Below are 23,906 nucleotides of genomic sequence, written 5' to 3'. Positions count from 1 at the left end.
CCCACGTGAGGCTGGCTCCGAGCACCAGCCGCAGCCACTGTCACGAGGAGCTGACCAGGATGCCGACACAGCACCCGTCCCGCACAGAAACCGCCGCCGTAGTGGTCGCGGCCACGGAGGTCGCGAAGATCGCGGCGGAGCGGACACAGGCCGCCGAGCGCGACCGCCGACTTGCGCCGGAGGTGGTGCGGTCCATGCTGGACGCGGGATTCGCTCGCCACTTCGTGCCCCGAAGGCACGGCGGCGACGCCGGAACCTTCGAGGAGATCGTGCGGGCGGTGTCCGTGGTCGGCGAGGGCTGCACCTCGGCTGCCTGGGCCGCGTCCCTGACCGCCTCCCTCGGCCGGATGGCGGCCTACCTCCCCGAGACCGGACAGAAGCGCCTCTGGGCGGACGACCCCGACACCCTGATCGTGGGCGCGCTCATGCCGCTCGGCCGGGCCCGCAGGGAGGAGGGCGGCTGGCGGATCAGCGGCACCTGGCCCTACGTCAGCGTCGTGGACCACTCGTGCTGGGCACTGGTGTGCGCGATGACCACCGAGAGGAAGCCGGTCGCCCGATTCTTCGCGGTGCCGCGCGCTGACTACCGTACGGAAGCCACCTGGTCGTCGGTCGGCATGCGCGGCACCGGCAGCAACACGCTCTCGACCGACGGGACGTTCGTACCGGACGAGCTGACCTTCACCCGCGATGCCATCGTCGTCGGAGTCGCCGACGGCGCGGAGGCGCCCTGCCACCGGGTGCCCCTCAAAGCAGTCAACGGGCTATGTTTCGCGGCCCCCGTGCTGGGCGCCGCACGCGGGGCGCTGACCGCCTGGCGCGAGGAGAGCGCACCCCGCTACACATCGGCCTCCAGCGGCCTGACGACCGCCGCGGCCGTCGTCCTCGCCCGCGCCGCCGGCGAGGCCGACACGGCGGCGCTGCTCCTGGAGTCGGCTGCCCGTACCGCCGACAGCGGTCTGGTCACGGAGCTCGATGTGGCCCGCAACAGCCGGGACTGCGCACTCGCCGCCGAGCTCTCCACGGCCGCCGTGGACCGGCTGTTCGCGTCCGCGGGCACCCGCGCCCACCAGGAGACCGCACCGCTCCAGCGCCACTGGCGGGACGCGCACACCGCGGCAGGCCATGTCGTCCTGGGCTTCGAAGGGGCCGCCGAGTCGTACGCCCGCGAGCTGCACCCCACGGCCCCGCCGCGCGACACGGAGTGAGACACGGCGGACCGGGGCACAGGGAGCGGGGCCCCTCGCTCCCTGTGCCCCGGTCCGCCATACGCCATAAGCCCCGGTCCGCCGCACTCCGTACACCTCAGTCCGTGGCGCCGCCCTGGCAGGACGGGCTCGTGCCCCCACACGGGTCGGCCACCGGAGCGGTCCGCACCCCGGTCTGCACCCCGCCCCCCAGCCTGCGCGGCCCGGGGCCCTCCTCACCGAGCTCGTCGTACGGGTTGGTCAGCGGGCAGGCGCTCACTGACAGGCAGCCGCAGCCGATACAGTCCTCCAAGCCGTCGCGGAGCGCGTGCAACTCGTCGATCCGCTCGGTGAGGGCCGCGCGCCAGCGCCGCGACAGGCGGGCCCAGTCGGCCCGGTCAGGGGTACGCCCCCCGGGCAGCTCGGCCAGCGCGTCGCCGATCGTACTCAGTGGAATGCCCACGCGCTGCGCCACTCGGATCACTGAGATCCGGCGCAGCGCGTCCCGGGTGTAACGGCGCTGGTTGCCTGAGGTACGGCGGCTTGTGAGAAGCCCCTTGGACTCGTAGAAGTGCAGCGTCGTGATGGCGACGCCGCTGCGCGCCGACAGCTGTCCGACGGTGAGCTCGGTGACGTTGTACGCGGGACGGGCCACAGTCATGTCAGCCGGCCTCCACCAGAGCCGAGTGGATCTCCTCGACCGAGGGGACGCCGACGGCGATCCGCGTGCCGTCCACGAAGATGGTCGGCACACTGGTGACCCCGCGCCGGACAGCGGCAGCCTCGTCCTCACGAACGTCCTGGGCGTAGGCATCTCCCGCCAGCACCGCCTCGACAGCGCCGGCTTCGAGCCCCGCGCCGGTCGCGGTGCGCGACAGGACGCCATGGTCGGCCACGTTCTGGTTTTCCGTCAGGTACGCCTTGAACAGTTCGCTCTTCAGCCGGTGCGCGAGGCCGCTCCCCGCGGCGAGGTGCACCAGGCGCTGCGCGTCGAAGGAGCTCACGGGGCGTACGTCGGTCAGCCGGATGTCCAGGCCCTCGGCCTCACCGAGGACACGGATCTTCTCGAACAGAGCGACCGTATCCCCCGGCGCGAGTCCGAGGTTCCTCCGCATCATCTCACCGAGCGAGGCACCGGGTGTCCTGGGCTGTTCCGGACGGAGCTCGAAGCTGCGCCACACCACCTCGACATCGTCGCGGCCGTCGAACCGCTCGATCGCCCTGTCGAGGCGCGCCTTGCCGATGTAACACCACGGGCACATGATGTCGGACCAGATCTCGATCTTCACTGCTGTTGTCTCCCCACTCCGCGTCTGTCTCCCCACTTCCGCGTCGTCCTCCTCCAGCCTGCAACCTCAACCGCACTGGAGGTCAAGCGCGACCGCGCCGGCCGTCCCGCGGAGGGGCCGGCCGGCGCGGCATGTGTGCGTCGTGGCGACGTCCTCACCCGCGACAGCGAGCGGGTGAGGCGGTTAATTGACTATCGTCCTGGTCAGCGCGATCGGCTGGTCGGGCCAGCAGGCGAGCTGGGCCTCACCGTCCCAGTTCGACGAGATGAAACTCCAGCTGAAGCCCGGGTCGTCGTGCGAGGTGCCGCCGAAGGCCGTCTCCAGGCTGCCGCGTCTGACGGGGGCCTTCAGCCTGACGGTGACCTTCGGCAGATCGAAGGCGGTGTCCGCCGCGTAGGGGCCGGCGGCGCGCAGCACGGCCTTGGTGCCGTCCACTTCCAGCCGCAACGTGCCCGCGGCGCCACCGTCGGCGATCCCGTAGGAAAGGACCTTCGCGCCCGGCCGGCACATTGAACCGCAGGGCGACGTTCTTGACCTCCTGGTCGTAGGCCGGGGTTGGGGGTGATCGCGGCCGGATCGAGCGTGACGTCGAAGGTCGCGCCCGGCCCGACGGTGGCCGCGGCGACGGCGTCGACGTGCCCGCTGTACGCGAGGCCGGTCGTGGTGCCGACGCGGCAGCGAAATAGGTCTTCACCGGTGCGGCCTGGGCGCTGGGAACGGTGGCCACCAGGCCCGTGAGGGCCAGCGGGACGGCGATGGCCGCGGTGCGGGCACGGCTTCGCGGTGTGGACATGTGAGTTCCGTTCTCGTCGGCGGAATTCCGTCCCCTTGCCGTCGGAGGTGAGGCTGGTGGAGCCCGGGACGTGCGGTGGGCACACCTCCAGGCCGGCCCGGCGTCAGGAGGCCCGGTCGCGCCAGAAGTCGGGGTGGTCGCGGTACCAGTCCACGACCGCACCCAGTCCGCTCTCGATCGACCAGCGGGGCGCGTAGCCCAGCTCTTCACGGATCTTTGAGTCGTCGATCGCGTAGCGGAAGTCGTGTCCGAGGCGGTCCTCGACGTGGCGCACCCTCTCCCACCCCGTATGCAGGAGTTCGAGCAGCCGCCCGGTCATCTCGCGATTGCTCATACCGCTGCCGCCGCCGATGTTGTAGATCTCGCCCGCGCGCCCCTTGGTCAGCACCAGGTGCAGGGCCCGGCAGTGGTCGTCCACGTGCAGCCACTCGCGCACGTTGTGTCCTTCGCCGTACAAGGGGACCTGGTGCCCCGTCAGCAGCCGGGTGATGAAGCGGGGGAGGAGCTTCTCGGGGTGCTGGTGCGGGCCGTAGTTGTTGGAGCAGCGAGTGATGCGGACATCGAGCCCGTGCGTGCGGTGGTAGGCGCGGGCGACCAGGTCGCTTGCCGCCTTGGACGCGGCGTAGGGGGAGTTGGGCAGCAGCGGGCTGTCCTCGGTCCAGGTACCGCTCTCCACCGATCCGTACACCTCGTCCGTGGAGACGTGCAGCACCCGGTCCACCCCGGCACGCAGGGCCGCGTCGAGTACCTGCTGGGTGCCCATGACGTTGGTACGCATGAACTCGCCCGGGTCGGTGAGTGAGCGGTCCACGTGGGACTCGGCCGCGAAGTGCACCACGGCCTCGTGGCCAGGGAGCAGCCGGTCGAGGAGGTCTCGGTCGCAGATGTCACCCTGCACGAAGTCGAGCTGTTCGTGCACGGCCGGCAGGTTGTCACGCCGGCCCGCGTAGGTAAGCCGGTCGACGACCGTGACGCGGATGTCGTCGGATTCCGGGTACCTGCCCGCGAGGACCTCACGGACGTAGTGGGAGCCGATGAAACCGGCGGCGCCGGTGACCAGGATCCTCATGCCGTCACCTCCGCCCGGGTGTGGTCGCCGATGATGAGCCGGAGGCCGGCCGAACCTCCGGCGCGTACGGTGGACGAGCGTCCGACGAGTGAGCCGTACAGGCCCCGCACGCCCCGGATCGACGCCCCGTCGAGGAGGATGGAGTGACGGATCCCGGCGTCCTCCAGTACGCAGTCGCGGCCGAGGGCGGTACCGGGGCCGAGCTCGCTGTCTTGTACGACGCTGCCCGCGCCGATGACCAGCGGCCCGACGAGACGCGAGCGCCGCACGACGGCCCCGGCCTCGACCACCACCGGCCCCTCGACGGTGCTGGCCGCGTCGATCTCACCGCGTATTCCGTGGCTGAGCCTGTCGAGCAGCACCCGGTTGCAGTCCAGCAGATCTTCGGGGCTGCCGGTGTCCTTCCAGTAGCCGGCGTACTCATGGCCGACGACGCGGTCGCCGCGTTCCACCAGGTACTGGACGGCGTCGGTGATCTCCAGTTCGCCGCGGGCACTGGGGCCGATGGCCCGGACCGCGTCGTGCACTGCGGCGGTGAAGAAGTACACCCCGATCACCGCCAGGTCGCTGCTCGGCCGCTGCGGCTTCTCGGCCAGAGCGAGGACGCGGCCTTCTGCGTCCACCTCCGCGACGCCGTAGGCGCTCGGGTCCGCCACCTTGGTGAGCAGCAGCTGGGCGGCGGGCCGATCCGCGGCGAACGATCGGGCGGACTCCGCGATCCCCTCCGCGAGGACGTTGTCGCCCAGGTACATCACGAAGTCGTCGTCGCCGAGGAAATCCTCCGCGATGGAGACACAGTGGGCGAGGCCGAGCGGCGCCTCCTGCTGGATATAGCTGACGTTCAGGCCGTACGCGGAGCCGTCCCCGACAACCGCGCGGATTTCCTGCGCGCGGTCGCCGACAACGATGGCCACGTCCTTGACACCGATCACTCGGATGTTTTCCAGACAGTGCACCAATATCGGCTTGTTGGCGACGGGTACCAATTGTTTGGGCATGGAATAGGTGAAGGGACGCAGCCTGGTCCCCACTCCTCCGGACAGAATCAGCGCCTTCATGGCAATCCTTCACTTGCGCCTTCGTCCCGGGCGTTGGTCACAGGACATTCTGGGAAGCCGGCCTAGAGGGCCGGTCCAATCCAGGTGGACCCGCGGAAACGTGGTGACGAGCAGGGGCGGGCGGAGGGGGAAGCCCCGGTCGGCCGGCAGCAGCATGCCCTCGGTCCGTTTGCCCAGCAGCCGCTCGAACAGGGTGCGTTCGCCGACCTCGATGCAGCCGAAGGCGGCCCGATCAGGGCCATGCCGCCGCGCACCGCGGGGGCGACCAGGCGGGCCTGCGACAACACCCCGCCGGCTGGGGTATCGAAGGCCGCGGCGTCGTCCGTGCCGGCGGGCACGTCGAACACCGTGCCGTCCACGACGACTTGCGCAGGGCACGCCAGAACACCTCATCATGACCGGCTGGAACCGTCGGCTTCGCGGTGGCCTCGAACAGTGCACGCGTCCGCGCGCTGCCCAGTCGCTCCGAGCCGGGAGATCGCCCCATCCGCCCCCTGCTCGAATCACGTATTCCTCAGCGGAGTCCTGAAGCCCGATACACTGCGAATGAATCCCGGCAGCGGCCGGCTGGCCTTCTTCTCGAAGGTGGCCAGTTTCTTCCGGTGCCGCCGGGAATTGGTGCCCTGATTCTTGCAGCGGATACGACGAAGACACTCGCGTCCTTACAGGTCAGCGGCATCTCTCTGCCATCGGGGTGTCAAGTCGCCCAATTCCGCTGAATATCCAGGTCTAGGTCTCCGGGCCGCCGCAGAGCATTTCCTGGTGCAGTCGCTGCAGACGGCGGGAAGGCTCCACTCCGAGCTCTTCCACGAGCGTTCTTCGCAGGAGCTGGTAGGTCTCGAAAGCCCGCCAGGCGCCGCCCGACCAGTACAGCGCCCTCATAAGCTGTCCTGCCAGGTTCTCGTTCATAGGGTGCCTGGCGACCAGCATGCGCAACTCCGCCAGGAGCGACGCGTGCCGTCCGAGCTGTAGATCTGCCTCGATGCGCTGCTCCAGCACGCGGGTGCGCTGTTCCTCCAGTCCGAGCACTTCCACGCTCAGGACCCGCCCGACCGGTACGTCCACCAGTGCCGGACCGTGCCACAACGCCAGTGCCCGGCCCAATACCGCGGACGCGGTGCGGGCATCACCTGTCTCCAGTGCGTGAGAGCCCCGCGAAGCCAGCGACTGGAACTCGCTCACGTCACTGTTCCGCGGGCAGGCGGCCAGGCGGTAGCCGCCCAGACACGTGGCGAGGATCTCCTTGGCCTCACCACCTTGCTCCGGGCCCACGCCCTCCTGCGTCTCACGCAGCGCCGTGCGTATCATGCGGCGTAAATGAAGGATGTAGGTCTGCAACGTGGTGGCCGAGCTCTTCGGTATCGCGTCACCCCACACCTCATCCATGAGCGTGGGAACAGTGACCACGCTTTCCGCTCTGATGGCCAGCAGTGCGAGCAGTTGCCGCGGCTTTGCCGCACTAGGGACGATCGATTGCCCGTTCATGTGCACAGTGAGTGGCCCAAGGATCCTTATATTCATGGGAACGTCTAAATCCATAAAATCCCCCAAGCAATTCAGTAAAAAAAGCTGAATGCCGTACTCATCACGACATGCCTCCACCAGGAACCGTCCGGCGCGCCTCCCGACCAGAGTCAGCGGTCAGGCGTGCCGAACACATGGCGCTTCTGGCGCCGTGTTGTCGCAGAATGCCATCCCGGTTCGAGGCCGCGAGTCGTAGCCGTGGCTTCGGCCGTTGTCGCACACTCGCACCTGGCCCGATCTCGCCTCGAGGTAGGGCCCGCCAAAACCAGCGCGGGCCCTACCAGCGGTGTCAAACGGGCTGTTCCGTTGTCAGGCGACGGTGGTCACGGTGATCGGCCGCGCCGGGTTCGGGTAGCAGCGCAGTTTGCTCGGGTTCGGTACGTGCGGGGCTTCCTCGGCCGAGGGCACGAAATCCCAGCCGAATCCGTAGTCGTCGTACCCGGTGCCGCCCGGAGAAGTCGTCACCACGCCCGCGTCGGCCGCGTTGAGGGTCAGTCCGACCGTGGGGAGTTGGAACGGGGCTTTGGCCGGGAAGGGACCGGCCGCCTCCAGGACAAGATCGTCACCGTAGACGTGGGACGTCACGGCGGTGTCGCCGCCGGTGAGGTGGTAGGAGACCAGGCGGGCGTTGCTCGGCAGCCGCAGTTTCAGGGTGAGGTCGTAGGAGTAGTCGTTGTGCACCGGGTTGGGCGTGATCGCGTCAGGCGTGACCTTCACCGTGAAGTTCCGGTTCTTCTTCACCTGCGCCGGCGCCGAGGACGTGAATCCCAGTGAATAGGGCAGCCCGGGTGTCGCGTTGATCTGGCAGACGTATGGGTTGGCCGCGGTCGTGTCCGCCGCGGCTGAGCCCCCGGTGGTTATCAGCGCCGTGGCCGTTACCGCGACCGCCGCGACGACCGCCCTTCGCGCATGACTCGCTGTGATCATGATCGTTTCCCGTCCTCATCTGGCTCGGTCTGGGCCGACTCGGTTCCCGGAATGCCAGTACTTGAGAACTGACATCCCTTGAGTCGCACGAGCTACAAAATGGTCGGTCGGGATGGAACGGGGCTTGAGCTTCACTCGAGGAAGGGCCGTTTTCCCAGGGCAGACGCCCTGCATTCACGGTGCCTTCGGCCTGGCGGTGCGGGAACGATCTTCAGCGAGGGTGCGCCCGGGCAATGCCCCGCCATCGCGTCGGCAGCCGTGGGGCTGACGCCGGCAGCGGTTGAGCCGCTGCGGCGCACCCGTGCCCGTACCTGCGGCCACAGCCGGTGCCGGGGGCTTGGAAGGAAAGCCCCCGGCACCGGCTGTGAGGTCGTGTCAGGGTACGAGCAGCGTCTTACCGAGCGTCGCTCGCCCCTCGATCGCCGCGTGTGCCCGCCTTGCCTCATCGAGCGCGAACCGCTGCCCGATGACCGGCCGCAGGTTTCCGGCCGCGGCCTCCTCCAAAGCGCTCGTGGTGAGCGCCCGCGCCTGGTCCGGTGTGACAGGTACGCCGCGGCGTACCGTCACGCCGCGGGCGACCACCTCGGCCTCGTCGATCTCCGGGAAGGCTCCGGCGGCCATACCGAAACTGAACATGCGACCGCCGGGAGCCAGCAGTTCAAAAGCCGCGCGGCCGATGTCCCCGCCAACGCCGTCGAAGACGACGTCGATCTCACCGACCGTCTCCCGCACCTGCGTGGCCCAGTCCGGCTTCGTGTAGTCGAACGCGAACTGGGCGCCGAGTTCGCGGGCTTGGTCCAGTTTGTGGGGCGCGCCTGCGGTCGCCACGGCTGTGGCTTCAGCCAGGGTCACCAGCTGGACGAGCAACGATCCCACTCCGCCCGCAGCGGCCTCGATCAGCACCCGCTCGCCGGCGCGTGGCGCGGCCGAGCGGTACAGGGCTGTCGCTGTCCGTCCGTCGGCGAGCAGTGCCACCGCCGTGTCCAGGGGCAGACCGTCGGGGACCTCGATGACGCCGGCCGCCGGGACGGACACCTGCTCGGCGTAGCCGCCGGATCCTCCGGTACCGGTCACCACCCGCTTGCCCACCAGTCCGGGGTCGACGCCGGGTCCGACGGATCGGACGGTGCCCCCCACTCCGTTTCCGGGGATGGTCGGCAGATCGGCGGCCGCGCCCGGAATCCGTAAGGACCCGGACCGGATCTGGGTCTCGACGAAGGTGATGTTGGCGAAGGCTACTTCGACGACCACCTGTCCCTCGCCGGCGACGGGGTCCGGCGCCTCCCCGGCCACCAGCACCTCGGGGGGACCGTATTCTTTCATCCACACAGCATGCATGCGCGTAAGCGTGCAACCTCAAGTGCACTGCATGTCAAGGCGTGGATCAGCGCGCCGCCCCGGTCCGGACATCCGCGCGGACAGCTCGTGAGCGCCGGCCGGTGCACCCGTCGCGCGTTCGGCGTGTCGGATTCACCCGCCGATACGTGCGCGGACCATCTCGGCGATGGCCATCGTGACGTCGTGCGGCGTCGGCAGGCCCGCGATCTCCCTGCTCAGCTCCGTGGTCCTCGCCTTGTACGCCGGGTCCTCGAGCAGCTCCCGGCATGCCTTGGCGACGTTCTCGGGTGAGTCGTCCTGTCCGGCGGTCAGCATGATCGCGGCGCCGTACTCCGCCAGCCTGGCCGACATTCCGACCTGCTTGGGCATGGCCGGGATCACCAGTTGCGGGACGCCGCAGACGATGGCGTGCAGCATCGTGTTGCCGCCTGCCCTGTGCACCAGCAGGTCGCAGGTGCGCAGTACGACGTCGAGCGGCAGCCAGCCCGCGCGTACGTTGTCCGGCAGGTCGCCCAGCGCGTCCGCCATCTCCTGCGGCGCCGCGATGAGCAGCTCGACGTCGAGCCCGGCGACCTTCTCGACCAGGGCGGAGAGTGCGTCGGCCTCGTAGTCGGCGCTGACCCGGCTACCGGCCGAGACCAGCACGCGCGGCCGGTCGCCCTTGGTGTACATCCAGGGTTCCAATGCCCGCTGGGTGTTGAAGGGCACGTACTGCATGAACTGGACGGGACCCGCGTCGGGCCGCCGTGCGCCCGGCGGGCAGATCTCGACGTACATGTCCGGGTCGGGGATGGAAGCCAGTCCCAGCTGCTCCAGCTCCGGGGCCAGCTCGGCGGCCGCGGACAGGTCGATGATGGAGGGCTCACCCATGTTGAGCGCGTGACGCACCCAGGGGAGGCTGAATCGGTGGGCCATCAGCGGCGCGGCGTACGAGAGGGCTCCGGCGACCAGGACGTCGGGTTGCCAGCGTTCGATCAGGAGGGCCAGGCCTTCCATGCTGCCGAGGGCGAGGCGGGCCATGCCCCGGCCGTTGAAGAGGTTCCGCTCGTGCGGGTCCTTGGGGATCTCCATCGGATTGCCGTGCCGGTCGCGCTGCATGAAGTCGTACATGGTGCGGGAGGTGATCGCCGCCCCGGGCAGCCCCGTCGCCGCGACCAGTGGCATGACGTTCTCCGTCGCCCCGACGATCACTTCGTGACCGGCGTTGCGCGCCGCCAGCGCCAGCGGGGTGATGGGGAAGACCGCCCCCGCGCTTCCTCCGGAAACAAAAAGGAATCTCATGCCCGCAGACGCTAGGGAGCGGGTGTCGAGCCTCCCTGGAGTGGTGCTGGAAGCAACCGCGGTACGGGAGCCGCCGGTCCGAGCCGGCCGCCGGGGCAGGCCTGCGCGGGACATCTCTTGACCTCCAGCGCACTAGAGGTTTCATTCTGGTCCGGACGCAGCGGCCCGACTCTCCGCGCGGCCCCGGCCCGCGCGTGCGCGGTCCGCGCCTGTGCGCGATCCCTACCCGTACACGGTCCGAACCTGTAAGCGCATCGGTCCCGCCCCAGCTCCGCGATCCGCCCCCAGCTCCGCGATCCGAAGGAAGAAAGCCCGATGACAGACACAGCGAAGCCAGGTGCACCCACACCTGATTCCGGTGCCGGCACGGTGGACAGACGCAGGATGCGGCTGATCATGCTGGGGCTGCTGCTCGGCCTGTTCATGTCCGCTCTCGACCAGACGATCATCTCCGCCGCGCTGCGCACCATCGCCGACGATCTCAACGGCCTCTCGGAGCAGGCCTGGGCGAACACCTCGTACATGATCACCTCGGTGATCACGACGGCGCTGTACGGCAAACTCTCCGACATATACGGCCGCCGCCCGGTCTACTGCACCGCCGTCGGCGTCTTCGTCCTGGGTTCCGTGCTGTGCGCCCTCGCCCCGTCCATGACCCTGCTCGCGGTCTTCCGCGGCATCCAGGGCGTCGGCGCGGGCGGCCTGATGAGTCTCGCCTTCGCGATCCTCACCGACCTGGTGCCGCCCGCCGAACGCAGCCGCTACCAGGCCTGGTTCGGCGCCGTCTTCGGTATCGCTGCGGTCGTCGGCCCCGTCGCGGGCGGGTTCTTCGCCGGGCTCGACAGCTTCCTGGGTGTGACGGGCTGGCGCTGGGCCTTCTACATCAACGTGCCGATCGGCTTGGCGGCCGCGCTGCTCATCGCCGTACTGGTGCGCATCCAGCCCAACCGCACGCCGCACAAGTTCGACGTCGCAGGGCTGCTGGCGCTGGTCACCTGTCTGCTGCCGCTGCTCTTCGCGGTCGAACAGGGCCCCAAGTGGGGCTGGACCGCCGGAGGGACGCTCGCTCTGTTCGGTCTGGGAGCCGTCGGTCTTGTGCTTTTCCTGCTGGCGCAGAAGAGGGCGGGCGGAGCGGCCCTGCTGCCCACGCCGATGTTCCGCAGCCCGGTCTTCTCCGTCTACAACGGCGTGAACATCCTCGTCGGGGCGGCCGTGTTCGGCGCGCTGTCCGTCCTGCCGCTGTACCTCCAGATGGTCAAGGGCCTGTCGCCCACGTGGGCAGGCCTGATGATGCTGCCCCAGACGCTCGGCATCGTCATCGCGGGGCGTATCGCCGGCCCGTACGTCACCAAAACGGGCCGTTACAAGGTGGTTCTGCTCTCCGGCCTCGTGCTGATGGTCGTCGCGACCTTCTGGTTCTCCACACTCACCGCGGAGACCGCGCTGTGGCAGACGGCCATCGCCGCCGGGGTGATGGGCTTCGGCGTCGGCCTGTGCTGGCAGGTCATGCTGATCGCGATCCAGACGGGGGTCGAACCGCAGTACATGGGTGCGGGCATGGGCTCGTTCACCTTCTTCCGACAGATCGGCGGTACCGCGGGCATCGCCGTCTTCCTGTCGATGTTCTTCGGCGCGGTCAGCGAGAGGGTGACCGCCGCCTACCGTGACGCGCCCTCCGACCCCGCCTACGAGGCTGCGGTCCACGATCCGTCCGTGACCGGGCAGGCCGCCAACAAGGTGCTGCTCGGCGCCAGGGACGGCGACGTACCGCTGGACAACAGCTCCTTCCTCGACCACGCCGACGCGAGGCTGGCCAAGCCGTTCCTCCACGGCATGGCCGAGGCGATGCAGACGGTGTTCGTGGTCAGTGGCGTCATGCTGGTGATCGCCCTGGTCCTGGCGGCCATTCCGAAGGAGAAGCGCCGGGAGCCCGCCGCGGCCCCCGGCGACGCCAAGGGGGCGGGGAAGCAGTCCGCGGCCAAAGGCTGAGGGGTCGTAGAACCCGGACAGGATGACGCGGTCAACCACGGCCGGCTGGAGCCGCGCCGCCTGCGCACGCAGACCTGGCAGTTGGTGCCCTTGCCGGCGGTGCCGGTGTACCGCCGCGACAAACAGGCCGAGGCCGTCCCGTCCTTGAGGAACCAGGTGTCGTAGAAGACCAGGGCCTCCGGCCCGGTCGCTTCCTCCATCCGCCAGGCCGATTTCGCCCGGATGCGGGCCGGGTTCCACGGACTGGTGGTGATGAAATGGACAGCGCCTGCCGGGTCCCGTCCGCACCGAGCCGCGCGGCCATCGGCTCGACCGACGTACGCCTGCCATCGGTCAGCAGCCCCCGCAAGCATGATCGTGGCCGTGTCGACACCCATCCGGAGCCGACGGCCACCTCGCCACGGCGACCGTCCGCCGGCCCGACCCCGGCACCCGCGCACCGCACGAGGAGTCCGGCAGCCTGGAGACCGGCTCCCTCGCCGGTTCCGAGGAGGAGGCGGGCCCCCGCTTCCAGGTCGCGGCCGTCGCCGCGTACTTCGCCGACGCCCTCCGACAGGGAGACGGCCGTTGGTCCTCCCTCCCCGGAGACCAGGCCTCGGCGAACTCCAGGACCGCGCCGCCGGCCTCGCGACGCGGACCGGGGACAAGGACGTACGTCAGCTCGCCGAGGCCATGAGCAGGCACGGCACGACGAGGGACGAGGGCTGGCAGCCCGCCTCCCTGCCGCCGGAACCGTTGAGATCGAGGCCTTACGTCCCGACCGATTGTCCGAAAAGAGTTAATAGCTCGATTAGTTGCACTCTGTTGGGTCTGCGAGCAATGAGGCGGTAAGTGAGGTGTGTGTTATCGTCTGTGACGAGTCAGGCACGGTCCGTAAGGACGGCCGTGTGTATGTGAAGAAAACGGAGACACCATGAACAAGCTCAAGAAGGCCGCCGCCGTAGCGGTCATGGTCGGCGGCATCGGTCTTGTCGGCGGCGGCGTTGCCAGCGCCGGCGGCGGCCACTACGACGACCCGTACGGCGACTTCGCCGTCAACAACCTGCAGGTCGTGGACTGCGACCAGTCGTTCGACGCCGGCACCGCCTTCGCTCCCATCACCGGCGTCACCACCGGTGACCAGGAGACGAACATCGGCAACTTCTGCACGGTGATCGGCTCCATCGAGGACTGACTTTAGGGCGCCCGTCGGGGACGTCGAGTCTCCGGGGGTGGCCAGAAAGCGCCTCCGGCGGGTGCGGACGAGGACATTGAGGTCCTTGTTCGTATGCCTGCCGGGGGCGCTTTTTTGCGTTCGTGGCATCCGGGCTGGTGGTGTTCATGGCGACCGGTCGAGGGGCCGCCAATCCAGTGAATTCACATTTATATGACGTTAGTAATCGCGATGGCATACCTCAATTGGGTGTGTTTGAGATGCGGGATTCCGGGAGTTGCCTGTTATTGTCTGTGACGAGTCGTGCGCGTACCGTAAGGATGGTCGTGTGCGTAGAGAAATCGGAGACACGATGCACAAGCTCAAGAAGGCTGCGGCCGTGGCGGTCATGGTCGGCGGCATTGGCCTCATCGGCAGCGGTGTTGCCAGCGCCAATGGCGACCCGTCCATCGACAACCTGCAGCTCGTCGACTGCGAGCAGAGCTTCGATGGCGGCCTCGCCTTCGCCCCTGTCACTGGCGCCACCGGCGGTGACCAGGAGACGAACATCGGCAACTTCTGCACGGTGATCGGCTCCATCGAGGACTGACTTTAGGGCGCCCGTCGGGGACGTCGAGTCTCCGGGGTGGCCAAGGAAGCGCCTCCGGCGGGTGCGGACGAGGATATTGAGGTCCTTGTTCGCGTGTCTGCCGGGGGTGCTTTTTTGCGTTCGTGGCATCCGGGCTGGTGGTGTTCATGGCGACCGGTCGAGGGGCCGCCAATCCAGTGAATTCACATTTATATGACGTTAGTAATCGCGATGGCATACCTCAATTGGGTGTGTTTGAGATGCGGGATTCCGGGAGTTGCCTGTTATTGTCTGTGACGAGTCGTGCGCGTACCGTAAGGATGGTCGTGTGCGTAGAGAAATCGGAGACACGATGCACAAGCTCAAGAAGGCTGCGGCCGTGGCGGTCATGGTCGGCGGCATTGGCCTCATCGGCAGCGGTGTTGCCAGCGCCAATGGCGACCCGAACATCGACAACCTGCAGCTCGTCGACTGCGAGCAGAGCTTTGACGGCGGCGCCCTCTTCGCCCCCGTCGCCGTTGCGACTACCGGTGACTCGGAGACGAACATCGGCAACTTCTGCACGGTGATCGGGCACATCGACGGCTGATCCCGGGACGCCGGCGCCAGTCGGTACTCCTACGCGAACAAGGGGATGTCGAGGCGGCAAGAGCTCGACATCCCCTTGTCGTGCTGGTCGACCCGGCACGAGGGGTCGAAAGTCAACACACGGAGGTATTACGTGCGCAGGTTCAAGAAGGTCATGATGGTGACCAGTGTTCTCGGTGGCGTCGGCCTGGCGGCCGCCGGCACCGCCCAGGCGGCGGACTGCGGCAACACGCCGCCCCCCGCCCCGGTCGGCAACACCCAGCTCGTGGACTGTGACCAGGCGTTCCAGTCCTCGCTGGTGACCATCAACGCGCCGATCACCGTCGGCGGCGACCTGACCCAGAACATCGGCAACTTCTGCACCGTGGTCGCGCCGCCGCAATGACCGGCTGACCGTCCGGCGGCTGGTTCAGGGAGAGATCACCGGCCTGCGCGCAGAGGTGCCTCAATACAGTCAGCGGCCATCCTTTGGATGGTCGCTGACTCTTTTCACATAAAAGATACGACCGTCGGTAGCAATGAACGCAAATCGTCCTATGGGTCCAAGCGGATGAAAATCCGGCGGCTGCTCGGCCGAATGAGTGGTATCCGCCTGGTGCGGTTTTTCCCGCTGAGGCACCATCGACTTCATCCTTCTGCTGAAGAGGGTGTGAGTTGAATCGCGCCTCGGAGGGGACATGAGCGATACGATCATCATGCCGCACTGTCCGGAATCAGGAAAAGCGTCGTTCCGCACTGAATCCGAGGCGAGGATCTGGCTGGTCAAGCAGCCGCTGCTGGAGAGAATCCCGGACCGCATCTATCTCTGCCCGGAGTGCCGCTACTGGCACTTCACCGGATCTCACCACTGGACCAGCCAGAAAATCAGATGGCAGCGAAACTACGGCAGGCGTGAGGCTGCTTCCCGGCGCAACAGCAGGCGCCGGAGGAAGAACTGACGACTCGCACAGCTGCCCTCTCTCCTCTTCACGCTCCTTCGATCAGAAAGACGACCAGAGTGCGACAGAACCTGAGCAAGGGAATGATCGTGGCCGGTGCCGCGACGAGCATCCTGTCGCTGTGGGGCATCCCGGCGTTCGCGGACTCGCAGGCCGGTGGGATTCCGGGGGACTCCCTCGGTGCCTCGGCCGGGCACAGCGCCCCCGACGTTCCGCTGGCCGATGCCGCCCACGGTTCCGGCCACGGTGACAGTGCCAGCATGGGTAACAACAACTACGTCCGTGGTCAGCAGGGCGCCGGCGGCAAGGCCGATGCCGGCGCTTCCGGCGTGGGGACCGGGGGTGCCGGCGCGCGCGGTTCCGGGCAGGGCGTGGGACAGGGCGACGCCAGCGGTACCGGGCGAGGCACGGGACAGGGTGATACGGGCGGCTCCCGGCCGGGCGTCGTGCACGGTGGTGCGGGCGGCCCCGGGTCGGTCGTCGGGAGTGGCGACGACAGTGGCTACGGCGGGGACGACAGCGGCGACAGCGGCGGCGGCGACAGCGGCGGTGGCGGCGACAGCGGCGGTGGCGGTGGCGGCGACACCGGCGGCGGTGGCGGCGACAGCGGCGACAGCGGTGGCGACACCGGCGGCGGTGGCGGCAACACCGGAGGTGGCGACAACAGCGGCGGCGACGCCGGCGGCTACGGCGACGACGAGACGCCGCCCACGGATCCCCCCACCACCCCGCCGGTGAAGACACCGCCGACCACTCCGCGGGTGACGCCGCGGACCACTCCGCCGGTGAAGACGCCGCCCACCTCGGTGTCACCGGCCTCCCACACCCCGTCCACCATGCCGTGGACGCAACCGCCCGCGGCACCCCCGGGGCAGCTGCCCTCCCTCCCCGACACCGGCACCGGAACCCAGACGATGGCTGCCTCGGGCATGGCCGCCCTCCTGATGACCAGCGGCGTCATCCTGTACCGGCGAAGCCGGAGCGCCTCCCGCCGGTAGTGCTCCCCTGCGGGTGCCGGACCGACCGCGTCCGGCACTCGCAGCGAACCCTCCGTCAGCAGCGTGCCTGCGACGGTGTCTCCGCGGGTCTCCAGCCCACCCGCGGCGGCGGTGTCACGGCGAGCGGGGTACCGCCCAGCCGGTGACGCACCCCTCGGACGAGGGTCGTGGCCGTGAAGGTCGCTCCGTGCACGAAACGCATGGCAGGGCCGAACGCGGAGGCGGTCAGCAGACCGGCGAGGAACAGCCCCGGGTGTGAGGACTCGAAGTTCCGCCCGAGCGCGGCGGAGCCGTCGGCCGCCACCGCCAGGTCGCCCCGCAGTTCGGCGGAGAGCAGGCCCAGTCGGTCCAGGGTCGCTCGGAACCCCGTGGCCGCGATCACGTGCTCGGTCTCCAAGGAGAGCGGCTCCCCGGTCCGGCCCGCCATCTCCAGCCGTACGCCGCCGGGCACCGCACGAGCCGCGGCGACTTCCCGGCCCAGCAGCACCTCCACTGTCCGCTCGACCCGGCCCCGTACCCACCAGGCGCCCGCCGGACCCAGTGCCGTGGACGCGACGCGGGCACGGACCGACTCGGGCAGGCGCCGGAAGAGGTCCGGGCGCTCGGCGTAGAACCAGTTGCGCCACCCGCAGCCCAGACCACTGTGCGGCAGACGGGCGGACTCCCACCAGGGACGCTCCCAGAGGGGCGGTACGTCGTTCCAGCACAGCCGGTCGGCCCGGGCCAGTACCCGTACGCGGGTGCCCTGTTCGGCGAGCAGGGCCGCCGTCTCCAGAGCCGCCTGGCCGCCGCCGATCACCGTGACGTCCCTGCCGCGGAAGCGGTCGAGGTCACTGTGATGGCTGCTGTGCGAGGCGAGTGCGGGTTGCAGGCCACGCAGCGCACTCGGCATCTCCACGAAGGGCATGACACCCACCGCCAGCGCCACCGTCCTGGAGTGCAGTACCTCTCCGTCCTCGGTGACCACCTCGAAACCGGCCGGGTGGGCCGCCACCCGGCTCACCATGCGCTCGTCCACCGGCGGGACGGCGTTGCGCGCGAACCACAGCCCGTATGCGGCGAACGTCGCCACCGGAATCGGCTCGGCGTGACGAGCCGTCATTCCCTGAGTCGCGCAGTACGCGTCGAGTCGCCAACGGCCCTGCGGGTCCGTGAGGTTGGAAGCCCAGGGTTCGGACTTCAGGAACATGCCGGCGGGCATGTGGTCCCGCCAGGAGGCCATGGGCCGGCCGAGGACACGCACGTTCAGTCCCGCGGCTGCGGCATGGGAGGCGATGGACAGGCCGTACGGGCCGGCGCCCACCACCAGCAGGTCGTACATCAGCGGCTGCTCGCTTTCTCGTTGTCGGTCGGAGTCGGTCCGGCGTTCCGGCGAGCCGGGGGCAGTGAAGGGGGCACCGAAGGGGGCGCCACCGCGACCGCGGGCGGCCGCCGACGCAGTCTGCGGAACACATGGCGGGACCACAGGGCCCACATCGCCCGGCCGGGAGCGGGGTCGTCCGCGGCCTGCCAGGCCAGTTCGCGCCCGGCGGGCACCGGTCGTAGCGCGGCGAGGGGCGCGTAGTTCTCCACCACGAACACCCGCCCCTCCCGCGGCGCTCCCGCCGGCAGCGGACGGCGTGTCAGATCGAGGTGCAGGGCACGTACGACGTCCAGACCGGCGGCGTCGGAGAAGAGCCGGAACTGGGCGCCGGGACGCGGGTTGAAGTCCAGCAGGTGGTAGCGGCCCGTCGTGGCGCAGTGCCGGAAGTCCAGGTCGAACACGCCCCGGTAGCCCAGTTCACGGGTGAGCCGCTCGGCCAGCTCCCGCAGCTGCGGGTTGGGCGTCCAGCAGCCGACCGCCGTCAGCCCGGCACCGCGCGGCCAGGCCTGCCGCTTGAGACCCGCTCCGCCCGCGCGGACGACGCCGGAGCGGTCGGCGTACCCGTGGACGAACCAGTCGCGGCCCGGGCCCGGGGGCAGCCACTGCTGCAGCAGCAGCCGGCTGCCGGCCTCCTCGGTGCGCAGGTAGAGCTGGAGCGCCTGCTGACCGCACGTCACCACCGTCGTGCTGCGCAGTCCGCTGCCGGATGGCAGCAACCAGGGCCGACTCCACTTCGCCACCACCGGCAGACCCAGCCGCCGGACGGCTGCGACGGCCTGCGCCGGGCCGTCCGGGACCAGGGTCACCGGATGCGGAATGACCAAGGACGCGCACACGGCGGCCAGTTCGGCCTTGTCGGCGACGCGTTCGGGCAGTTCACCGGAGACGTCCGGCAGCAGGAAGAAGGGCGCGAGCGCCTCGCGGTCGCGGCCCACGGCGATCGCGCCGGCGTCGTCCATCGGAACCAGGACCGCGGGGCGAGCGATCCGGGCCGCCACGCGCCGCAGCACATCGGCGATCTCGCGGGGGGACGCCCCGAGCGGCGGCGGGGAATGCATCCGGTGCACAAAACGTGAGCGGGACACGGGACTTCCCGCGGAATCGGCGACGACGTGCACCTCCACTCCGGCTCTGCCGAGTGAGCGCACGGCCCCCAGGGTTCCGTGGTGAAAGGGGTTCCGGTCGATCCGCAGCACAACGGCAGGGACGCGGGTGTCGAGCAGCGACACGGACTTCGTTCCTTCATATCGGCTCACCCGTCCGGGCGAGCAAGGCACTCGAAAGCCATAGGGCCGGTGGCGGTCTTTCATTTCATATGACTGACTTCAGGTGATTGTGCGTCAAAAATGCCGATGCACAAGGAAGAAGAAGCGGTACAGCAGAGGAGATGAGCAGGAATGGCCCCACAGCAGAGCCGGGTCCGGACCGGCCGCCTGATGGTCGTCGCGGCGACGATCGTCGCCTCGGCCGCGCTGGCGTCCCATCCCGGCTTCGCAGCGGGGACGGTGCGCCTGACCGGCACCCCCGCTCCGAACCGGGTCACGCCGGCGCCCGCGGTGACCCCACCGCCACCCGCGCCCGCGGTGACTCCACCGCCACCCGCGCCCGCGGTGACCACACCACCCGCGCCCGTGGTGACCACACCACCCGCGCCCGTGGTGACCCCACCACCCGCGCCCGCGGTGACCACAGCCCCAGCGCCGGCGGTGACCACACCAACGGCGGTGATCACACCGCCCGCACCGACAGTGACGCCACCACCCGTGACCACCCCGGCCCTCTCCGTTCCCGAGCCGTCGACGCCCCTCACGCCCGCGCCCGCCACCGGGACGACCACGCCGGTGCCCCTGGCGGAGACCCCCGCGTTCGGTGCCTTCCTCGGTTCCGGACCCCTGGGCGTGGCCCGCATCGCGGGCTTCAGCCGCTGGCTGGGCGGTGCCGACGTGCGCGTCGGGCACACGTATCTGCCGGGCGACAGCTGGAGCGACATCGAGGGCGATCCCCGTTTCCTCGCCCCGTGGGCGCGCTGGCGCACGGAGCAGGACAACCGGATGCTCGTCCTCAACGTGCCCATGCAGGAACGCAACGAGGAGGATCTGTCCGACGACGACGTCCGGCTGCTGCTGCGGCAGGGCGCGGCGGGACAGTTCGACGACCACTTCCGTGTTCTCGCCGAGCGGCTGGTCGCCGCGCAGGTGCCGGACACGGTGGTGGTGCTCGGCTGGGAGATGAACGGCTCGACGTACACCCACCGCTGCGGGCCGGATCCGGAGGCCTGGAAGGCGTACTGGAACAGGATCGTCACCACGATGCGGTCGGTGCCGGGCCAGCGGTTCCGGTTCGACTTCGCACCGAGCCGCGGTCTGGACGCCGTTGCCTGGACCCAGTGTTATCCGGGGGACAGCACGGTCGACATCATCGGAATGGACTCGTACGACCAACCGCGCGGGATCTCCTTCGACGAGCAGGTGACGGAGCCCTACGGACTCCAGGCGCAGGTGGATTTCGCGACGTTGCACGGCAAGCCCATTTCCTATCCCGAATGGGGTCTCTTCCGAAACGGTGACGACCCCGGGTACGTGCGGCGCATGCTCGCGTGGATCGACCAGCACAAGCCGGTGTACAACACGATCACGGACTACTGCCCGCACGGCGTCTGGCGGTGCGGGTCGCACACCCTCTCGTCCCTGGTCTACCGGTCGGCCCTCTTCCGGCTGGGCCGGCCCACCGCTTCGGCCACTCCCACCGCGTCCGTCGCAGAGCCGCCTCCGCCGGTGTGCTCGCCGCTGGTTCTCGGCGACTTGATCAAGCGCTGGCCCGGCGGACTGCTGTGTCTGCGTCCCGACTGGTGGTTGCACTCCCGGTGAGGGGCTTCGGTGGCGGCGGCCTGCGGGTTGGGTCCGCCGCCACCGGCCAGGTTTCCCAGGCGATGCAGCAACTCCTTGCCGCGTCGGCGCACGACCACGTCCCAGGCGACCGCCGTCATCAAGGGTGCGGTGCGCCGCTGGGCCAGCAACAACCGCCTGTTGGGGACCGCTTCGGGGCGCCAGTGGTGCTTGTAGGACTCGCTGCCGCGCAGCAGACTCAGGGTGCTCGGCCCGTCGGCGTGCAGGTGCCGGGTGCACGCGTCGAGGAGCATCACGGCGACGTCCGCCTTGTGTTCGCGCAGGCGCGGATGAGCGCCGTACAGATAGGCGCCCGCAAGGCGCCGCGACAGCAGGGTCAGATCCACGGCCAGCACGTCGTCGTCGATCCGGAACTCGGTGACCACCGCGTTGCCGGAACGCACCATCGGCCCCACCGACCGCACCAGGTGCTCGCAGAACCGGCTCCGCAGATGTTCCGACGTCACCTTGCGCCCGTCCCACTGAAGCCGGTGCAGCTCCAGCAGCCTCCGCAGCGCCGCGTCCACGTCGTCCGGCGATACGACGTGCCGCTCCACGCCGAGTGCCCGCAGCTTGCGCAGCTTGGCCCGCACCCGCTGGGCCGTGCGCGACGGGAGCCGGGAGACCAGCTCGTCCATGGGCACTGCCGGCAGTTCCAGGCACAGGGAGTCCTGCATCCGCAGCCGGGGGCCGCCCCAACAGTCGTACACCCGCTCGATCGCGCCGCCCGGACGCACCTCGCGGAAGTCGATCAGCGCGGTGCGGGCGGCAGCCGAGAGGCCTTCGGCGAGCGCGGCGGCGGCACCGTCGGCGCGTTCGTCGTCGATCAGCACGTCCGTGTGGTCGGAGATGGTCCCGCCGAGCGGGACCAGCACCGGGAATGGGTGGTGTTCGAGCATCAGGGGCGCGGCGGCGACCAGGTCGCCGTCCTGCCGTACCAGGAACAGCCGCAGCCGCCCACGCCGGCCGTACGACAGCCACCATGAGTGCAGCCAGGCGTGGCTCTGGAACGGGGTCGCCGCACTGCACCGCCGGTAGAGCCGTTCCCAGTCCGCGGCCAGTTCGGCGAAGTCGGTTTCTTCGGTGACAAGTTCGGTGGAGAAGGCGGACTTCACCGGGCGCTCCGTTCACGCTTCGGGTGCCAGCGGTGCGTGCTGGCGCAGGGCTGTCAGTGCAGTTCGGCGGCGACGGCCGGTCCTGGGACGGAGGCCGGGGGCAGGGCGTGCTTTTCGGGCCTGCGGGGCCTGACGAGCAGCAGCAGGCCGCCGAGCAGGCCGCCCGCGCTCGCGCCGACGGCACCCGTCACCACCGGCGACGCGGACGTCGGCACGGTCGGCCGCACCGCCTGCGAGAACTCGACCAGCCGGACGTGGGTGTTCTCCTCGGTGTCGTTGGCGTGCCGGGTCAGCGCGCGCGTGACCCCGTTGGCCATGCCGGAGGCCAGGGCGGGGCGCGGGGAGGTGGCGGAAACGGCGACGACCGGCGCGTCCGGCGAGGTCGACGTCCGTACGTTGCTCTGCATCGTGCTGACCGGTACACCCGCCTGTGCCTGTGCGTCCAGGAGCACCGCGAGTTGGGTGGCGGCCCGGCCGTACGCCTGCGCGAAGCCGAGCGCGGAGCCCGCGTCGGACGGGTTCGTCGGTACGACGACGACGTAGCTGGTGGCCGTGTACACGGGGCCCCGGTACACACCGTAGGCGCCGCCGAGCGCGCCGCCCACGAGCGTGCAGGCCGCGAGCAGCGACCAGGACAGGACGGTCCGGCGGGTTCGGAGGCTCAGCCTCCGCAGCCGTGTGGAGTGGTCGGTCATGACGAGGTGACTCCCTGAGGTGAGGGGGACGACGAACGGGACACCGCCGCCGCGTACACGTCCATGAGCCGGGCGGCACTGCGGGCGATGCTGTAACGGCGGGCGGCGTCCGGGGCGGTGCGAGGTCCGGGGCCGGCCGCGCGGACCTCGGCGACGGCACGTGCGTACGCCGCGGGTCCGCCGCGCACGTGCCGGGCGCCGGGGGCGGCCTGCGGGGGCAGGTCCTCGATCGCCGGGCAGGAGGCGTAGAGCACGGGCAGGCCGGACGCCAGGGCCTCCACCACCGCCAGCCCGAAGGACTCCTCCGGGGACGGCGAGGCGAGCAGGTCCATGGCGGAGGTGAGGGAGGGCAGGTCGAGGCCGCCCGAACCGTCGGGCAGGTAGGGGCGTTCGCCGGTGAACACGACGCGGTCGGCCACGCCGGCCTCGTGGGCCGTGCGGCGCAGGACGCTCTCCTGCGGGCCGCCGCCGACCAGCAACAGCCAGTGGTCGCCGGGAAGCCGGGCGATCGCCCGGACGAGGACGTCGAACTGTTTGCCCGCGGTGAGCCGGCCGATCCCGCCGACGACGTACGCCTCCTCCGGCAGCCCGAGGTGCCGGCGGGTGCGCCGACGCCGGGCCGGGTCGAAGCGGAACCGGGCCAGGTCGATGCCGTTGGGGACCACCTCGATGCGCGGTGCGGGCACGCCCCAGCGGCCGAGGCGGTCGGCGACCGTGGGGGAGACGGCCACCGTGGCGGAACCGAGCCGTTCCCCCGCCAGGTAGAGCGCGCGGACGCCGGCGGTCAGCTTCCGGCCCTCCATCTGGGAGTCGCCGAGGGAGTGTTCGGTGGCCACGACGGCTTTGACACCCGCGAGCCGGGCGGCCGGCCGGCCGTAGACACAGGCCCGGTACAGATGGGTGTGCACCAGGTCGTAGCCGCCGTCGCGGATCAGGCGGACCAGGCGCGGAAAGGCGGACAGGTCGCGATTGCCGCGCATACCGAGGTGACGCACGCGGACGCCGTCGGCGACCAGCCCGGCCGCGACAGCGCCCGGGTTGGTGAGGGCCAGGACCTCGCACTCCACGGGAAGATGACGCAGCAGCAGCCGGAGCTGCTGTTCGGCGCCGCCGGTGCCGAGGCCGGTGATGATGTGCAGCGCTCTCAT

The 23,906-nt window shown here is 69.9% G+C and carries 22 protein-coding genes and 3 pseudogenes; 10 read left to right on the top strand and 15 right to left on the bottom strand.

From position 1 onward, the window contains the following. Positions 1–59: 59 nt before the first annotated feature. Entirely contained in the window at positions 60–1,208 is a 1,149-nt protein-coding gene (locus M2271_RS06535; protein WP_280886134.1) for a hydrolase, read from the top strand. Between the two features lie 97 nt (positions 1,209–1,305). Here the strand turns inward: M2271_RS06535 and soxR are convergent, their stop codons facing one another. The 9 genes from soxR to M2271_RS06490 form a co-directional block, all read right to left on the bottom strand. After that, a complete protein-coding gene (soxR, locus tag M2271_RS06530; protein WP_280886133.1) occupies positions 1,306–1,848 on the bottom strand; it encodes a redox-sensitive transcriptional activator SoxR in 543 nt (180 codons plus the stop codon). 1 nt (position 1,849) lies between these two features. After that, entirely contained in the window at positions 1,850–2,476 is a 627-nt protein-coding gene (locus M2271_RS06525; protein WP_280886132.1) for a DsbA family oxidoreductase, read from the bottom strand. A gap of 183 nt (positions 2,477–2,659) precedes the next feature. After that, positions 2,660–2,986 (bottom strand): hypothetical protein, encoded by a 327-nt coding sequence (locus M2271_RS06520; protein ID WP_280886131.1) that lies wholly within the window; start codon positions 2,984–2,986, stop codon positions 2,660–2,662. Between the two features lie 386 nt (positions 2,987–3,372). After that, on the bottom strand, positions 3,373–4,338 hold the full coding sequence (rfbB, locus tag M2271_RS06515) for a dTDP-glucose 4,6-dehydratase (protein ID WP_280886130.1): 966 nt from the start codon (positions 4,336–4,338) through the stop codon (positions 3,373–3,375). Continuing rightward, the gene (locus M2271_RS06510; RefSeq protein ID WP_280886129.1) at positions 4,335–5,396 is read right to left on the bottom strand and encodes a glucose-1-phosphate thymidylyltransferase; all 1,062 of its coding nucleotides are present in this window, start codon (positions 5,394–5,396) and stop codon (positions 4,335–4,337) included. Before M2271_RS06510 ends, rfbB begins: the two co-directional genes overlap by 4 nt. A 729-nt stretch (positions 5,397–6,125) precedes the next feature. Continuing rightward, positions 6,126–6,881 (bottom strand): AfsR/SARP family transcriptional regulator, encoded by a 756-nt coding sequence (locus M2271_RS06505; protein ID WP_280886128.1) that lies wholly within the window; start codon positions 6,879–6,881, stop codon positions 6,126–6,128. A gap of 348 nt (positions 6,882–7,229) precedes the next feature. Then, on the bottom strand, positions 7,230–7,847 hold the full coding sequence (locus tag M2271_RS06500; protein ID WP_280886127.1) for a hypothetical protein: 618 nt from the start codon (positions 7,845–7,847) through the stop codon (positions 7,230–7,232). Positions 7,848–8,222: 375 nt separating this feature from the next. Continuing rightward, entirely contained in the window at positions 8,223–9,170 is a 948-nt protein-coding gene (locus M2271_RS06495) for a zinc-binding dehydrogenase (protein ID WP_280886126.1), read from the bottom strand. Positions 9,171–9,317: 147 nt separating this feature from the next. After that, complete coding sequence (locus tag M2271_RS06490; protein WP_280886125.1) at positions 9,318–10,466, bottom strand: glycosyltransferase; 1,149 nt, start codon at positions 10,464–10,466, stop codon at positions 9,318–9,320. A gap of 315 nt (positions 10,467–10,781) precedes the next feature. Between M2271_RS06490 and M2271_RS06485 the strand changes: the two genes are divergently transcribed. Beyond that, positions 10,782–12,455: an MDR family MFS transporter gene (locus M2271_RS06485; protein ID WP_280886124.1), complete on the top strand. Its 1,674-nt coding sequence runs from the start codon at positions 10,782–10,784 to the stop codon at positions 12,453–12,455. Between the two features lie 65 nt (positions 12,456–12,520). On the opposite strand, the pseudogene M2271_RS06480 reads toward M2271_RS06485, so the two are convergent. Then, positions 12,521–12,804, bottom strand: a pseudogene (locus M2271_RS06480) (transposase); the annotation flags it as partial. A 30-nt stretch (positions 12,805–12,834) separates the two neighbouring features. Here M2271_RS06480 and M2271_RS06475 point away from each other — a divergent pair. The 7 genes and pseudogenes from M2271_RS06475 to M2271_RS06445 form a co-directional block, all read left to right on the top strand. Next, positions 12,835–13,130: pseudogene (locus M2271_RS06475) on the top strand (VWA domain-containing protein); the annotation flags it as partial. Positions 13,131–13,368: 238 nt separating this feature from the next. Next, on the top strand, positions 13,369–13,629 hold the full coding sequence (locus M2271_RS06470) for a hypothetical protein (RefSeq protein ID WP_280886123.1): 261 nt from the start codon (positions 13,369–13,371) through the stop codon (positions 13,627–13,629). 331 nt (positions 13,630–13,960) lie between these two features. Then, the gene (locus M2271_RS06465) at positions 13,961–14,197 is read left to right on the top strand and encodes a hypothetical protein (RefSeq protein WP_280886122.1); all 237 of its coding nucleotides are present in this window, start codon (positions 13,961–13,963) and stop codon (positions 14,195–14,197) included. A 331-nt stretch (positions 14,198–14,528) separates the two neighbouring features. Further along, positions 14,529–14,765 carry a hypothetical protein gene (locus M2271_RS06460; RefSeq protein ID WP_280886121.1) on the top strand — a complete coding sequence of 79 codons (237 nt, stop codon included), beginning with the start codon at positions 14,529–14,531 and terminating at the stop codon, positions 14,763–14,765. 132 nt (positions 14,766–14,897) lie between these two features. Further along, a complete protein-coding gene (locus M2271_RS06455; RefSeq protein WP_280886120.1) occupies positions 14,898–15,149 on the top strand; it encodes a hypothetical protein in 252 nt (83 codons plus the stop codon). A 292-nt stretch (positions 15,150–15,441) separates the two neighbouring features. Next, complete coding sequence (locus M2271_RS06450; RefSeq protein WP_280886119.1) at positions 15,442–15,702, top strand: hypothetical protein; 261 nt, start codon at positions 15,442–15,444, stop codon at positions 15,700–15,702. A gap of 59 nt (positions 15,703–15,761) precedes the next feature. Further along, on the top strand, positions 15,762–16,700 hold the full coding sequence (locus tag M2271_RS06445) for an LPXTG cell wall anchor domain-containing protein (protein WP_280886118.1): 939 nt from the start codon (positions 15,762–15,764) through the stop codon (positions 16,698–16,700). A gap of 55 nt (positions 16,701–16,755) precedes the next feature. On the opposite strand, the gene M2271_RS06440 is transcribed toward M2271_RS06445, so the two are convergent. Both M2271_RS06440 and M2271_RS06435 read right to left on the bottom strand, forming a co-directional pair. Next, on the bottom strand, positions 16,756–18,021 hold the full coding sequence (locus M2271_RS06440; protein WP_280886117.1) for an NAD(P)-binding domain-containing protein: 1,266 nt from the start codon (positions 18,019–18,021) through the stop codon (positions 16,756–16,758). Next, entirely contained in the window at positions 18,021–19,292 is a 1,272-nt protein-coding gene (locus M2271_RS06435) for an ATP-grasp domain-containing protein (RefSeq protein ID WP_280886116.1), read from the bottom strand. Before M2271_RS06435 ends, M2271_RS06440 begins: the two co-directional genes overlap by 1 nt. A 168-nt stretch (positions 19,293–19,460) precedes the next feature. Here M2271_RS06435 and M2271_RS06430 point away from each other — a divergent pair, with 168 nt between their 5' ends. After that, positions 19,461–20,930, top strand: coding sequence for a glycosyl hydrolase (locus tag M2271_RS06430; protein ID WP_280886115.1), 1,470 nt, complete (start codon positions 19,461–19,463; stop codon positions 20,928–20,930). A 59-nt stretch (positions 20,931–20,989) separates the two neighbouring features. Here the strand turns inward: M2271_RS06430 and M2271_RS06425 are convergent. From M2271_RS06425 to M2271_RS06415, 3 genes and pseudogenes are all read right to left on the bottom strand, one after another. Then, positions 20,990–22,063: pseudogene (locus M2271_RS06425) on the bottom strand (GNAT family N-acetyltransferase); the annotation flags it as partial. 53 nt (positions 22,064–22,116) lie between these two features. Beyond that, positions 22,117–22,758: a lipopolysaccharide biosynthesis protein gene (locus tag M2271_RS06420; RefSeq protein WP_280886114.1), complete on the bottom strand. Its 642-nt coding sequence runs from the start codon at positions 22,756–22,758 to the stop codon at positions 22,117–22,119. Then, positions 22,755–23,906: a glycosyltransferase gene (locus M2271_RS06415; protein WP_280886113.1), complete on the bottom strand. Its 1,152-nt coding sequence runs from the start codon at positions 23,904–23,906 to the stop codon at positions 22,755–22,757. The genes M2271_RS06420 and M2271_RS06415 overlap by 4 nt, the downstream gene beginning before the upstream one ends.

Origin of the sequence: Streptomyces sp. LBL, assembly GCF_029893585.1 — a bacterium.
Lineage (GTDB): Bacteria > Actinomycetota > Actinomycetes > Streptomycetales > Streptomycetaceae > Streptomyces.
This window is presented reverse-complemented; position numbering and strand designations above follow the sequence as displayed.